14 protein-coding genes are annotated in these 12542 nt (G+C 72.2%); 5 read left to right on the top strand and 9 right to left on the bottom strand.

Annotated elements, in window-relative coordinates; translation table 11 throughout:
- Nucleotides 1-5: 5 nt before the first annotated feature.
- A complete protein-coding gene (locus ACZ63I_RS19705) occupies nt 6-1262 on the bottom strand; it encodes an MFS transporter (RefSeq protein ID WP_469340217.1) in 1257 nt (418 codons plus the stop codon).
- Nucleotides 1263-1404: 142 nt separating this feature from the next.
- On the opposite strand from ACZ63I_RS19705, the gene ACZ63I_RS19700 reads away from it, so the two are divergent.
- Both ACZ63I_RS19700 and rho read left to right on the top strand, forming a co-directional pair.
- On the top strand, nt 1405-2034 hold the full coding sequence (locus ACZ63I_RS19700; protein ID WP_469340216.1) for a GOLPH3/VPS74 family protein: 630 nt from the start codon (nt 1405-1407) through the stop codon (nt 2032-2034).
- Nucleotides 2035-2246: 212 nt separating this feature from the next.
- Nucleotides 2247-3404, top strand: coding sequence for a transcription termination factor Rho (gene rho, locus ACZ63I_RS19695; protein WP_469340214.1), 1158 nt, complete (start codon nt 2247-2249; stop codon nt 3402-3404).
- Here rho and ACZ63I_RS19690 read toward each other — a convergent pair.
- Nucleotides 3376-4023, bottom strand: coding sequence for a peptide deformylase (locus tag ACZ63I_RS19690; protein WP_469340212.1), 648 nt, complete (start codon nt 4021-4023; stop codon nt 3376-3378). The genes rho and ACZ63I_RS19690 overlap by 29 nt on opposite strands.
- A gap of 127 nt (nt 4024-4150) precedes the next feature.
- On the opposite strand from ACZ63I_RS19690, the gene ACZ63I_RS19685 reads away from it, so the two are divergent.
- Together ACZ63I_RS19685 and ACZ63I_RS19680 are read left to right on the top strand one after the other, a co-directional pair.
- Nucleotides 4151-4423 (top strand): SCO5918 family protein, encoded by a 273-nt coding sequence (locus tag ACZ63I_RS19685; protein ID WP_469340211.1) that lies wholly within the window; start codon nt 4151-4153, stop codon nt 4421-4423.
- Between the two features lie 32 nt (nt 4424-4455).
- Nucleotides 4456-4833 (top strand): hypothetical protein, encoded by a 378-nt coding sequence (locus tag ACZ63I_RS19680; RefSeq protein WP_469340209.1) that lies wholly within the window; start codon nt 4456-4458, stop codon nt 4831-4833.
- Nucleotides 4834-4929: 96 nt separating this feature from the next.
- On the opposite strand, the gene ACZ63I_RS19675 is transcribed toward ACZ63I_RS19680, so the two are convergent.
- The 7 genes from ACZ63I_RS19675 to ACZ63I_RS19645 all read right to left on the bottom strand — a co-directional run bounded on the left by ACZ63I_RS19675 (nt 4930) and on the right by ACZ63I_RS19645 (nt 11718).
- Nucleotides 4930-6480, bottom strand: coding sequence for a DEAD/DEAH box helicase (locus tag ACZ63I_RS19675; RefSeq protein WP_469340207.1), 1551 nt, complete (start codon nt 6478-6480; stop codon nt 4930-4932).
- Nucleotides 6481-6744: 264 nt separating this feature from the next.
- The gene (locus tag ACZ63I_RS19670) at nt 6745-6948 is read right to left on the bottom strand and encodes a cold-shock protein (protein WP_014061102.1); all 204 of its coding nucleotides are present in this window, start codon (nt 6946-6948) and stop codon (nt 6745-6747) included.
- A gap of 241 nt (nt 6949-7189) precedes the next feature.
- Complete coding sequence (locus ACZ63I_RS19665; protein ID WP_469340517.1) at nt 7190-7495, bottom strand: MerR family transcriptional regulator; 306 nt, start codon at nt 7493-7495, stop codon at nt 7190-7192.
- A gap of 62 nt (nt 7496-7557) precedes the next feature.
- Nucleotides 7558-8790 carry a glycosyltransferase 87 family protein gene (locus ACZ63I_RS19660; RefSeq protein WP_469340205.1) on the bottom strand — a complete coding sequence of 411 codons (1233 nt, stop codon included), beginning with the start codon at nt 8788-8790 and terminating at the stop codon, nt 7558-7560.
- Entirely contained in the window at nt 8787-10220 is a 1434-nt protein-coding gene (mptB, locus tag ACZ63I_RS19655) for a polyprenol phosphomannose-dependent alpha 1,6 mannosyltransferase MptB (protein ID WP_469340203.1), read from the bottom strand. Before mptB ends, ACZ63I_RS19660 begins: the two co-directional genes overlap by 4 nt.
- Before the next feature lie 89 nt (nt 10221-10309).
- Nucleotides 10310-11245 carry a hydroxymethylbilane synthase gene (gene hemC, locus ACZ63I_RS19650; protein WP_469340202.1) on the bottom strand — a complete coding sequence of 312 codons (936 nt, stop codon included), beginning with the start codon at nt 11243-11245 and terminating at the stop codon, nt 10310-10312.
- Nucleotides 11246-11403: 158 nt separating this feature from the next.
- Nucleotides 11404-11718: a hypothetical protein gene (locus ACZ63I_RS19645; RefSeq protein WP_469340200.1), complete on the bottom strand. Its 315-nt coding sequence runs from the start codon at nt 11716-11718 to the stop codon at nt 11404-11406.
- 69 nt (nt 11719-11787) lie between these two features.
- Between ACZ63I_RS19645 and ACZ63I_RS19640 the strand changes: the two genes are divergently transcribed.
- A complete protein-coding gene (locus ACZ63I_RS19640) occupies nt 11788-12516 on the top strand; it encodes a class I SAM-dependent methyltransferase (RefSeq protein WP_469340198.1) in 729 nt (242 codons plus the stop codon).
- Nucleotides 12517-12542 lie beyond the last annotated feature (26 nt).

Here is a 12542-nt window from a genome sequence, read left to right as displayed (position 1 = left end):
AGACGTTAGGGCGAGTAGCTTGTCTCATCGCCGGCGTGGTCGGCGACCGGGGCCGCTTTCTTCCGACGTGTTCCCGTCGTCGCGAAGGCCGAGTAACGAGGGACCCAGCGCAGCAGAGCGGCGGCGGCAACGATACCCATGCCGCCCATCACCATAATACCGGCGGCCAGACTGCCCAGAGCCGCGGCCGCCGACACCACCAGCGGACCGCCCGCACTGCCGGAGTCGGCGCACAGCCGCCACACACCGAGGAACTGCGAACGGGTCGCGGGCGGCGCCACATCGGCGCCCAGTGTCATCAGGATGCCACTGCCGATCCCGTTCCCGAACCCCATGAGCATGGCGACGACGGTGATCGAGGCGAGCCCGTGGGTCAGCGGCAGCGACGCCATCGTCACCCCGAGCACCAGCATCGAGGGCACCGCGATCCACAGCCGGCCGTACCGGTCCATGATCCGGCCCGACGGGTAGAAGGTCATCGTGTCGACGAGCCCGGCGATCCCGAAGATGACGCTGGTGGCCGAGGCGCTCTGGCCGAGATGGTCGGCCCACAGCGGCAGCACCGTCTGCCGGGTGGCCCGGACGGAGCCCACCAGCAGGACGGCGAAGCCCAGCGTCAGAAAGATCCGCCGGTGGTCGCGCACCACCGTACGGACCGGGACGGGGGTCTTGCCGGTGCGGCGGGCCGCGGACTCGTCTCTGACGTCGGGCACCACGAGCAGCACCACGGCCGTCACCGCGGTGCAGAGCAGCGCCAGCCAGTAGATGTCGTGGACGGGCCGCCCGGTGAGGATCACGGCGCCGACGAAGGGCCCCACGAAGGCGCCGATCCGCGACATGCCTCCCAGCGTCGACAGGGCCCTGGCGCGCAGCCCCGTCGGCACCACCTCGGTCAGGTAGGACTGCCTGGCCAGGACGAAGACGGCGTTGGTCGCGCCCGTGGCGGTCACGGCCAGCGCGAGCTGCCACAGCTCGGTGGCGAGGGCGCAGCAGCTCAGGGTGACCGCGGCGACCCCGGCGGCGACGAGCATCGCCTTGCGGTCCCCGAGCCGGGCGGCGAGCGCCCCCGCGGGCACGTCGCCGAGGATCTGCCCGACACCGACCAGCGCCAGTACGAGCCCCGCCCCGCCGATGGAGGCGCCGAGCGCCCGGCCGCTGAGCGCGAGCACCGGGGCGAGCGCCCCCATGCCCGTCTCGAAGATGAGCGCGGGCAGGAAGACGGCGGGTATGAGGCTGACGAGGGACACGGGACGGTCTGCCACCTGCGGGGGCCTCACTTCGCTGTACGGGTGCGTGCGGAACCCCACCAGCAAATCAGACGGCTCCCGCCCGTCTCACCGGGCCCGTGAGCAACCGAACGGGGGGCGCGGCGCGTCCTCGCAGCAAAGCCTTAGGGAGAGCCCGATGGACCAGCCAGTCGTGACCCTGCCCGAGGAGCTGCTGCTCCTGGCCCTCAGCCCGGCGACGGGCCGGCCCCGTACCCAGATGTCATACGTACGGCTCGGCGTCGCCGGCGCCGTGCTCGCCGAACTGGCGGCGGCGGGACGCGTCGGCGCGCGGGGCGGGAAGGCCGTCGTCGGGGACAAGTACCCCACCGGTGATCCCGTGCTGGACGACGTCCTGGCCAAACTGGTCGCCCGGGGCGGCGAGGTACGGCTGAGCGGCTGGCTCAGGGGAGCGTCGCGGCATGTGACCGACCTCTACCTGCGGCGGCTGGTGCAGCGCGGCGTACTCCGCGAGGAGAAGCACCGGGCGCTCGGCATCTTCCCGTTCCACCGCTATCCGGCCGCCGCCGCCGACTGGTCGGCTCCGGCCGTCGCCCGGCTGGGCGCCGCGGGGAAGATGTCCTTCCCCGAGGAGCGCAGCCGCGCGCTCGCCGGGCTCGTCCACGCCGTCGATCTCGCGCGGCCGCTCTTCCCCGGCCCCGGCGCCCGCCAACTCCGCGGCACCATGCGGGAGTTGGCGCGCGACCTGTGGTACGCCGAGGCGGTGCGGCGGGCGGTGCAGAGCGAGAAGTCCGCCGCGGCGGGCTGACCCTGCCGGATCCGGCACGTGGTACAGTCATGAACAGCACTCGTGTACGCCTGGGTTTTCGGCGCCGGTGCTTATTCCCTCCAGACGGCTCTCGCCGTCGACTGTCTCTGTGACTGACGCACCCGTCCTTCATGACGGTGATCCAGCACAGCCCCAGTGATTCTCCCGGCCGTCGAGCCGCTGTTCCACCATGTCCGTGAAAGGACCCCCGTATGACCACCACTCTCGAACACACAACCCCCGTCCCGACCCAACAGCCGGCCGGCCTCGCCACCAACGGCGTCCTCGACATCACGTCGGGCGGACGCGGTTTCCTGCGCGTCGGCGACTATCTGCCGCGCTCCGACGACGTCCAGCTCTCGGCAGCCCAGATCCGCCGGGCCGGCCTGCGCAAGGGCGACGTGATCCAGGGCGTCAGCGACGCCAAGCACGTACTCACCACCATCGAGCGGGTCAACGGCCGCCCGCCGCAGGCCCTGCACGGCCGGCCGCACTTCGCCGACCTCACCCCGCTGCACCCGCGGGACCGGCTGCGGCTGGAGAGCCCGGCAGGCGGGGTGACCTCACGTGTCGTCGACCTGATCACACCGATCGGCAAGGGCCAGCGCGGCCTGATCGTCGCCCCGCCCAAGACCGGCAAGACGATGCTGCTGCAACAGCTCGCCGCGTCCGTCGCCGCCAACCACCCCGAGTGCCTGCTGATGGTGGTGCTCCTCGACGAACGCCCCGAGGAAGTCACCGACATGCGCCGCTCCGTACGCGGCGAGGTGCTCGCCTCCACCTTCGACCAGCCGGCCAAGGCGCATGTCGCGCTGGCCGAACTCGCCGTGGAACGCGCCAAGCGCCTGGTCGAGCAGGGCCAGGACGTGGTGATCCTGCTCGACTCGATCACCCGGCTGTGCCGCGCGTACAACAACGCGGCGGGCGCCGGCGGCCGTACGCTCAGCGGCGGTGTCGACGCGAGCGCGCTCCAAGGCCCCAAGCGGCTGTTCGGCGCCGCGCGCCACACCGAGGAGGGCGGTTCGCTGACGATCCTCGCGACCGCGCTCGTCGACACCGGATCGCGCGCGGACAACTACTACTTCGAGGAACTGAAGAGCACCGGCAACATGGAGCTGCGGCTGGACCGCACCCTGGCCGACAAGCGGATCTACCCCGCCGTCGACATCACGCCTTCCTCCACCCGGCGCGAAGAACTCCTGCTTCCCGCCGCCGAGTTGACCGCCGTCCGCGGTCTGCGGCGCGCCCTGCTCGGCCAGGACGGCCAAGCCACACTGGAAACACTGCTCGACCGGCTCCGCCGCACTCCCGACAACGCCGCGTTCCTGCGCCAGATCCAGCTCACCGTGCCCGCACGCCCGGCAGTGTGAACCCCAGTTCCCGCGCGGCCAGCTCAGGAGTGGGCTGCGCCCAGCGTTCGAGTACGTCCTGCGTCGTCGACAGCGAGCGCGTCTCGGCGATGTCGAGGTAGAGCGTCCCGTCCAGGTGGTCCGTCTCGTGCTGCACGATCCGGGCCGGCCAGCCGGACAGCTCCTCGTCGACCGCGTTCCCCCGCTCGTCCTGCCCGCGCAGCCGGATCGTCCCGTGCCGCGCCGTCACCGCCTGCCAGCCCGGCACACTGAGGCAGCCCTCGAAGAAGGCGGCCACGCCGTCACCCACCGGCGCGTACGAGGGATTCACCAGCACCCGGAAGGGCAGCGGAACCCTGCCACGCGCCTGAGCCGTCTCCTGCGGGACGTCGGCCGGGTCCTCCACGACCGCGAGCCGCAGCGGAACGCCCACCTGCGGGGCCGCGAGACCGACACCGGGGGCGGCGTGCAGCGACTCCCGCATGGCCCGCACCAGGCGGTCGAGGCGGTCCTCCCCCAGCTCTCCCTCGTAGTGCGGCGCGGGGCGCCGCAGCACCGGGTCGCCCGCGCGCACGAGCGGCAGCGGAGCGGGTCCCGCGAGGATTTCGTCGACGAGTTCGGTGAGCGCGATGGCCTGCATGGATCCAGCTTCCCAGATGCCGCCCGGGACCCGCTGCACCGGTCGGACCGCCGCAATGACCCGGCCCACCCCTGTGGCGTGGGATGCTGGAGTCTCCGCACCACTCCCTCCTCCCTGCCGAGGCACTATGCGCTGCATCATCGCCCACTTCCCCTTCGAGCTGAACAAGAGCGAGGTGCAGGAATCGATGAAGGGCGTGAAGCCCGAACCCGTCACGGGCGAGTCCGTGGTCATCGGCCGCCGGGTCTACCCGGTCAAGCAGGTGGGCGAGCTGATCACTCGCCAGGACCGCCGCGATTTCTCGTCCGGCGAGGTGGTCAGGGCGCTGACCCGCCTCGGATTCACCTGTCGTCCCGTACCCGTGCCCGAGGAGGAGCCGGTGGCCGCCGCGCTTCTCTGAGGCGCACCACCTGCGTAGTAGAGTCTGCGCCCATGTCGAAACCCGACGAATTGCTTGTCGATATCGCCACCAGGGTCGAATCGGAACAGAGCAATCAGATGTCGCTCACCGTAGTCGTTCAAGGTGCTGTCATCACAGGGCGGTTGGCGCCCGAGGCCATGTGGCGGCAACGCGTGGCCGAGGTGCTGGAGGATTCGGAGCGGCTCGGGCCGTTCTCCGTCATCTTCACCCCCGCCGACGCGGTGGCCCGCTCCGGGAACCGGAGCGAGCCACCCACCCATCTGCACTTCCATGTCGCGAGGATCCTCCAGGGAAGCCTCGGCATTCCGGAGACCGGCGGGATGTACCGGCTCGCCATCGAGGACGTGGGGGCCTGGACGGTGGGAGACGTCAGCTACTCCGACCACTGACCGGCCCCGCGCCGACCGGCGCGCCACCACAGCGCACAGCCCCGGTACCCGGACGAATCCGGGTACCGGGGCTGCTTCGTGCGGTGCGGGCGCTGCTTACGCGGCGCCGCGGTACGAGGACTGCCGCTGCGCCGTACCCGAGCCGCCCGGGGTGCGCGGCTGGGACGAGGCGGCGCTGCGCCGGCCCTGGGCGGGCCTGCTGCGCCTGCCGCGGGACGACGAGGTGCCGCCGCGCTTGGCGCGGTCGGACACCGGCGCCGTGATGACGACGGGCACGCCCGAGGGCGCCTGGGCGCCGGTGATCCGGCTCAGTTCGGCCTCGCCCGAGCGGACCTGGGCGGTCTGCGGGGTGATACCGGCGTCGGACATCAGCCGGGTCATCTCGCGGCGCTGGTTGGGCAGGACGAGCGTGACGACGCTGCCGGACTCGCCGGCGCGCGCCGTACGGCCGCCGCGGTGCAGATAGTCCTTGTGGTCGCTCGGCGGGTCGACGTTGACGACGAGGTCGAGGTTGTCGATGTGGATGCCGCGCGCTGCGACGTTGGTCGCCACCAGCACCGTCACATGGCCCGTCTTGAACTGGGCGAGCGTACGGGTGCGCTGCGGCTGCGACTTGCCGCCGTGCAGGGCCGCCGCGCGTACGCCGTTGTTCAGCAGGTGCTCGGTGAGCCGGTCCACGGCGTGCTTGGTGTCGAGGAACATCAGCACCCGGCCGTCGCGGGCGGCGATCTCGGTGGTGGTCGCGTACTTGTCGGCGCCGTGCACGTAGAGCACGTGGTGCTCCATCGTGGTGACGGCACCGGCCGAGGGGTCGACCGAGTGGACGACCGGGTCGTGCAGGTAGCGGCGCACCAGCAGGTCGACGTTGCGGTCGAGGGTGGCGGAGAACAGCATCCGCTGGCCCTCGGCGCTCATCTGGTCGAGCAGCGCGGTGACCTGGGGCATGAAGCCCATGTCGGCCATCTGGTCGGCCTCGTCGAGGACGGTGATGCTGACCCGGTCCAGCTTGCAGTCGCCGCGCTCGATGAGGTCCTTGAGCCGTCCGGGTGTCGCGACGACGACCTCGGTGCCCCCGCGCAGCGCGCTGGACTGGCGGCCGATCGACATACCGCCGACCACCGTGGCCAGCCGCAGCGAGAGCGACCTGGCGTAGGGGGTGAGCGCGTCGGTGACCTGCTGGGCCAGTTCGCGGGTGGGGACGAGGATCAGGGCGAGCGGCTTGCGCGGCTCGGCGCGCTGTCCGGCGATCCGGACCAGCAGCGCGAGGCCGAAGGCGAGGGTCTTGCCGGAGCCGGTCCGGCCGCGGCCCAGTACGTCGCGTCCCGCGAGCGAGTTCGGCAGGGTGGCCGCCTGGATCGGGAACGGCTCGTTCATGCCGAGGCCCGCGAGCGTCTTCAGTACCGGCTCGGGCATGTCCAGCTCGGCGAAGGTGCTCACCGGCGGCAGCGGCGGGGTGATGGTGACGGGCAGCGCGAATTCGCCCTGCAGCGCCGCGGGGCGGCGGCCGTAGCCGCCGGACCTGCCGGGCGCTCCCGAGCGGCTCGGGGCCTGCGAGCGGTAACGGCCGGCGCCGCCGGAATTGCCGGCGCTGGAGCCGCCTGAGCGGGTACGGGTGTAACGGTCGTTCGTGCGTCCTGCGCGGTTCATGGGGAACCTTCCTCGATGCGGCACGTATCGAGGAATTCCCGGCGTACAACAGGGCCGAGGAATCGCAAGAACGAGCCGGAGTAAACAAAGAAAAGAAGACGGGCCGGTCGGGAATCTGCCGGGCGCGGCGCGTCGAATTTCATAGGGCATCCGCCGGCAGCGGGCGGAGCGCGGCTGCCTGGCCGGGGGCCTGGCAACGCAAAAAAATAACGAGCTGGGGCCCGCACCCAAGGTGCGGGCCCCAGCTACGTCATACGTTCAGCGTCAGGCGGGAACGATGTTCTCGGCCTGCGGGCCCTTCTGGCCCTGCGTCACGTCGAAGTTCACCTTCTGGCCCTCCTGAAGCTCACGGAAGCCCTGGGCGGCGATGTTCGAGTAGTGGGCGAAGACGTCAGCGCCGCCGCCGTCCTGCTCGATGAAGCCGAAACCCTTTTCCGCGTTGAACCACTTCACGGTGCCACTAGCCATATCAATTTCTCCTTCGGGGCAGTGCCCCGGGGTCCGCACTGTGCGTACCCCGCGTCGCCGCAATGATTACCCCGTCCGGAGATTATCCACCGGAAATACGAAAGTGCTCCCACAGCACAGGACGCTGATGGGGGCACTTGAAGTCTCTGGGAACCACAACTGCAACTGAGATCAACAGTAGCACGGTGCGAGCGGGCTGGGACGGCAAGTGTTTAAGCGCGTGGCGCGGCGTCGGAAAACGTCAGCGCCTATTGCCCTTTTTTCTGTCATCGCCGCTGTAGTTATTCTCGTCCCCCGCCGAGCGGCGCAGTTCTTCGTTGAGCCGCAGGGCGTCTTCGAGCTGGTCCTCCAGGATGACGATGCGGCAGGCCGCCTCGACCGGGGTGCCCTGGTCGACGAGTTCGCGGGCGCGGGCGGCGACGCGGAGCTGGTAGCGCGAGTAGCGGCGGTGGCCGCCCTCGGAGCGCAGCGGCACGATGAGCCGCGCCTCGCCGACGGCCCGCAGGAAGGCGGGAGTGCTGCCGATCATCTCCGCGGCCCGGCCCATGGTGTAGGCGGGGTAATCGTCGTCGTCGAGCCTGTCGGATGTGTTCGGCCGGGATGCCTGGATCACGTGTGCCTCTGGTCGCTGCGGAAGACTCTCTCCCCACCATAGTGGCGTATGGCTGTCGCGGCCGGTACAGATTCGGGCCGGCCGAACGGCAGTGCCACGAGCAGCCAGAGCGTGATCCAGACGTAGATGTTCGAGCCGAGGAAGGCGTCGAGCCCGGTGGAGTCGGCCCGCCACAGCCAGACCACGCCGGCGCACAGCAGGACGTACGACACGGCGCAGGCGACGAGCAGCGGGCGGTGGCGGCGGCGCAGGGCCGAGTCGGTGAGCAGCAGCAGCGCGGGGAGCGCCCAGACGAGGTGGTGCACCCAGGTGACCGGCGAGACGAGGCAGGCGGCGAGGCCGGTCAGCGCGAAGCCGGCCGGCTCGTCGCCCGCGCGGACGGCGGCGCGGCAGCGGTACGCCCAGACGGCGAGGACGGCGAGGACGCACACCGCCCAGAGCGCCCGGCTGTCGCCGGCCGGGCCGAGCCGGGCCAGGACTCCTTGCAGCGACTGGTTGGAGACGTAGCTGAGCGTGCCGACCCTGCCGGTGTCCCACAGGGCGGTGATCCAGAAGGTCCGGGAGGCGGCCGGGTCGATCAGCGCGGCGAGCAGGGTGGCGCCGGCTGCCGTGGCCGTCGCGATACCGGCCTGCCTGCGCCGTCCGGTGACCAGCAGGTAGCCGATGTACAGGGCGGGGGTGAGTTTGACGGCGGCGGCGAGTCCGATGCCGACGCCCGCGTACTTGCCGTGTCCGGTGGCGATCAGCCGCGCGTCGGCGAAGACGAGCGCGCACAGCACCAGATTCACCTGGCCGAAGCTGAAGGTGTCGTTGACGGGTTCGAGCAGGGCGAAGAGGCAGCCGATGACGGTGAAGGCGAACCAGCGCACCCACCGTTCGCGCCGGACGGCGGGCGCGGCCAGCCAGTGGAGCAGCAGCGCCGAGGCCGCCAGGCTCAGCGCGACGCTGATCGCCACGGCGGCCGGCCAGGGCACGAGCGCCATCGGCAGCATGGCGACGGCGGCGAACGGCGGGTAGGTGAAGCCGTAGTGCGTGCCGGGGCTGAGGTAGTCGTAGATCCGGCCGCCGCTGTGGACCCAGTCGCCGACGGCGCCGTAGTAGACGCCGACGTCGAAGAAGTGCCGGAACAGCGGGACGGTGACCAGGAAGACGGCTGTCGCCGCGATCAGCAGGCCGGCGGCGACGGGCCGTCCCGCGGGCGCCTCCAGCGCCGTGCGCAGCCGTCTCATGAGACGGTCCGGGGCAGCGGCGCCGCCAGGGTGGAGTCGGCGGGCGCCAGCAGGAACATCCACCACAGGGCGAGCAGCGCCAGTATGCCGCCGCAGATGGCGAGGGCCAGTTGCAGCCCGCCGGGTGGCAGTCCGTCCGGCAGCAGTCCGAGGGCGAGCACGCCGCTGCCGGCCGCCGCCCACCGCCGCAGCCGGCCCGGTGGCGCGGAGACGGCGACCAGGAACAGCCCCCACAGCGCGTACCAGGGCCGCAGCGCGGGGCCGAGGGCGAAGAGGGTCAGCAGCCCGAGCGCCAGGGCGTGGACCACGCCGGTACGTTCGCGGCGCAGCCAGAGCGCGACGACCACGCCGGCCGTCGCGAGCATGCCCAGCAGCCGCCACAGCGGCAGCGCGAGGTGGCCGAGTCCGCTGCCCGTCGCGTCCAGCAGCATGCCGCTGAGCCGGCCGAGTCCGCTGGTCAGGGACCAGTTGTCGGCCGATACGGGGGTGCCGAGCGCGCCGAGCCAGCCGTAGCCGGTGCCGGCGAGCGCGGTGACAGCGGCGGTGGTGGCCAGGGCGACGGCGCAGGTCAGCCCCAGGGCTCGGAGGGTGCGGGCCCGGCCGGTGAGCTGCGCGGCCCACAGCGCGGCCACGGTGAGCAGTCCCAGCGCCGCGGGCGCCTTGACCAGGGCGGCGAGGGTGATCAGTACGGTCGCGGGCACCGGCCGGGCGCCGAGCGCGGCGACCAGGCCGGCGCCGAGCAGGCCCAGCATCAGGGCGTCGTTGTGGGCGCCCGCCACCAGGTGCAGCAGGACGAGGGGGTTGAGCGCCCCGAGCCACAGGGCCGCCGACGGGTCGACGCCGCAGCGGCGGGCCAGGGTGGGCAGGACGGCGATCATCAGAGCGACGCCGAGCAGCGCGACGAGCCGCATGCCGAGCACCCCTGCGGGTATGTCGAGCCGGGCGAGTCCCGACGCCTTGCCCGCGACGGCGAGGAAGACCGGGCCGTACGGGGCGGGGGTGTGCCGCCAGACGGGCGCGACCTCGGCGGCGAGCGGGCCGCCGAGCCGGTCGGGGCCGTGGGTGTACACGTCGATGCCGGAGTGGACCATGGCGCCCTGCGCCAGATAGCTGTAGACGTCCCGGCTGAACAGGGGCGGGCCGAGGACCAGCGGCGCCGCCCACACCAGCAGCGTGGTGGTCAGCTCGCGCGGGGCGGGCGGCCGCGGCCCCCGTACGCTGCGGCCGAGCCACCACCAGGCGGCTATCAGCAGCACGATGCCGAAGTAGACGCAGAGCAGGCCGAGGGCGGCGCGCCCAGAGGTCGGCACGATCTCCTCACGTACCGGCAGGGCGCCGGCCGTGAGACCGCCGGCCATGATCGCGACCGCCCCCACGAATCCGAGCGTCCGGCAGCGGCTGGGGTCCACGTCCACGTTCAGGGCGAGCATCCGTGGACACTCGCAGGCGCGATGACACCGATGCGGGCGTCCATATGGCCGTGGCCCGTCGCCCAGTTGAATTGCGGGCGGGCCCGCCGTCAGTGGGCGATGGCGTCGATCAGTTCGCGGGCGCCCTGGCGCAGCAGCGTCACGGCGACGGAGGTGCCGAGGGTGGCCGGGTCGAGCGGGCCCGCCCACTCGTGGGCGTTGAGCACGGTCTTGCCGTCGGGCGTGAAGACGCAGGCGCGCAGCGAGAGGTCGCCGTTGCGGTGGGCCTTGGCGTATCCGGCGATCGGCGAGTTGCAGTGGCCCTGGAGGACGTGGAGGAACATGCGCTCGGCGGTGGTCTCCCGGTAGGTGTCCGGGTCGCCGAGGTCGCTGACGGCGTCGATGGTCGCCGTGTCGTCCTGGCGGCACTGCAGGGCGAGCACGCCCGCGCCGATCGGCGGGCACATGGTCTCGGTCGACAGGACCTCGGTGATCACGTCACGGCGGCCGATGCGGTCGAGCCCGGCGGCGGCGAGGAGCAGCGCGTCGGCCTCCCCCGCGGCGAGCTTCTCCAGCCGGCGGTTGGCGTTGCCGCGGAACGGTACGCACTCAAGTCCCGGGTGGGAGGCGGCGAGTTGGGCGACCCGGCGTACGGAGGACGTCCCGACCCTGGTCCCGTCCGGCAGCTCGTCGAGGGTGAGCCCGCCGGGGTGGACGAGGGCGTCGCGGATGTCGTCGCGCTTGAGGAAGGCGGCGAAGGTGGTGCCTGCGGGCAGCGGACGGTCGGCCGGGATGTCCTTGACGCAGTGCACGGCGAGATCGGCATCACCGGCGAGCAGGGCGGCGTCGACCTCTTTGGTGAAGGCGCCCTTCCCCTCGACCTGGGACAGGTCGCCCATCCACTTGTCCCCCGTCGTCCTGACCGGCACGACCTCGGTGGCGATCCCGGGGTGCAGCGCGGCCAGTTCGGCGCGTACGCGTGCCACTTGGGCCAGGGCCATGGGCGAGTCGCGGGAGACGATGCGGATCAGCTCTGGGACGGACATAGGACCAACGATAGCCCGTCAGAAGAGGACTCCGACGCCCGCCCGCCGGGCGCGCCCGGTGCGGACCGGTGACCGGGCGCGGCCGGAATCCGGCGCCGTCGGCGAGGACACACCGCGAACTCGCCGGGGCGCCGGAGCGCCGGCTCGGTGGTGAGGGGTCACAGGTGGGTGCGGGCCCGCGCCTTGCGGGCCGCCAGGCGGGTCCACAGCGCCGCGGCGAACAGCACCACTCCCACGAGGCAGAAGATCCACGCGTCGGTGTCGCCCCTGATCACGCCGATCGCCTCGAACAGGGCCCATGCGCCAAGGACGACACACAGCGCCGTCCACGCGATGTCCGCCAGGCGCACGCGGAGTTGGCCCCGCTGGACCGTGCCGGGCTCCAGCGGGGACATCGGTTTGTCGGGGTGGGTGTGCGGCGCGAGCCGGCCGGTGTGCGGGGTGGGCCGCTGGTCGTGTGTGTGCTCCGTCATGGGGCACCTCCTTGTCCATCCCGCTGCCCCGGAAAGCGGTCCGTACGCCGGGCGGTTAGGCTGGCCGCGATGTTCACCCCCAAGGGCCCGACCCTGCGCGAACTCGCCGTCCAGGCGCTCTCGTCCATCGAGCACGGCTACGACCTGCTCGCTCCGAAGTTCGACCTGACACCGTTCCGGACGCCGGAGTACCTGCTGGACGCGGTGGTGCGGGCGGTGCGGCCGCTGGGGCCTTTCCGTACCGGGCTCGACGTGTGCTGCGGCACGGGCGCGGGGGTGGGGGCGCTGCGGCAGCTCTGTGCGGAGCGGGTCACCGGTGTCGATTTCAGCGCCGGGATGCTGGCGGCGGCGCGCGCCGCCCAGCCGGCCGCCGCGGGCGGGCCCGCCGTGGAGTTCGTACGGGCCGACGCGCGGCGGCTGCCCTTCGGCCCGGTCTTCGACCTGGCGGCGAGCTTCGGGGCGTTCGGGCACTTCCTGCCCGGCGAGCGGCCCGCGCTGTTCGCGCAGACCCATGCCGCGCTGCGGCCCGGCGGGCTGTTCGTCTTCCCGTTCCCCGCGCCGCCCCGCGTCGGCTCCCGGCTCTACTGGGCGCTGTGGGCGTTCGACGCGGGGATGCGGCTGCGCAACGCGTTGTGGCACCCCTCGTTCGTCATGTACTACCGCACCTTCCGGCTGCCGGACGTGCTGGCCGAGCTGGCGGTCGCGGGCTTCACCACGGAGCTGCTGCCGCTGACGGAGCTGGGTGAGCGGCCGGACGGCGGGCCGCGGTGCGCCGTGGTGGTGGCCCGCAAGGGGTGAGCGCGGCAGCGCCGGGGGGAGCGCGC

Source organism: Streptomyces sp. NPDC087906 (assembly GCF_055584925.1).
Note: the sequence above shows the minus strand (reverse complement) of the source record. Positions and strands in the feature narration are given on the sequence as shown.

Excerpts from the sequence above, each read along its gene's own strand:
- ACZ63I_RS19645 (WP_469340200.1), bottom strand. The coding sequence starts at position 11,718 with ATGACGGAGCACACACACGACCAGCGGCCCACCCCGCACACCGGCCGG.
- mptB (WP_469340203.1), bottom strand. The coding sequence starts at position 10,220 with ATGCTCGCCCTGAACGTGGACGTGGACCCCAGCCGCTGCCGGACGCTC.
- hemC (WP_469340202.1), bottom strand. The coding sequence starts at position 11,245 with ATGTCCGTCCCAGAGCTGATCCGCATCGTCTCCCGCGACTCGCCCATG.
- ACZ63I_RS19640 (WP_469340198.1), top strand. The coding sequence starts at position 11,788 with ATGTTCACCCCCAAGGGCCCGACCCTGCGCGAACTCGCCGTCCAGGCG.
- ACZ63I_RS19700 (WP_469340216.1), top strand. The coding sequence starts at position 1,405 with ATGGACCAGCCAGTCGTGACCCTGCCCGAGGAGCTGCTGCTCCTGGCC.
- rho (WP_469340214.1), top strand. The coding sequence starts at position 2,247 with ATGACCACCACTCTCGAACACACAACCCCCGTCCCGACCCAACAGCCG.
- ACZ63I_RS19690 (WP_469340212.1), bottom strand. The coding sequence starts at position 4,023 with ATGCAGGCCATCGCGCTCACCGAACTCGTCGACGAAATCCTCGCGGGA.
- ACZ63I_RS19685 (WP_469340211.1), top strand. The coding sequence starts at position 4,151 with ATGCGCTGCATCATCGCCCACTTCCCCTTCGAGCTGAACAAGAGCGAG.
- ACZ63I_RS19680 (WP_469340209.1), top strand. The coding sequence starts at position 4,456 with ATGTCGAAACCCGACGAATTGCTTGTCGATATCGCCACCAGGGTCGAA.
- ACZ63I_RS19665 (WP_469340517.1), bottom strand. The coding sequence starts at position 7,495 with ATGGGCCGGGCCGCGGAGATGATCGGCAGCACTCCCGCCTTCCTGCGG.
- ACZ63I_RS19660 (WP_469340205.1), bottom strand. The coding sequence starts at position 8,790 with ATGAGACGGCTGCGCACGGCGCTGGAGGCGCCCGCGGGACGGCCCGTC.
- ACZ63I_RS19670 (WP_014061102.1), bottom strand. The coding sequence starts at position 6,948 with ATGGCTAGTGGCACCGTGAAGTGGTTCAACGCGGAAAAGGGTTTCGGC.
- ACZ63I_RS19675 (WP_469340207.1), bottom strand. The coding sequence starts at position 6,480 with ATGAACCGCGCAGGACGCACGAACGACCGTTACACCCGTACCCGCTCA.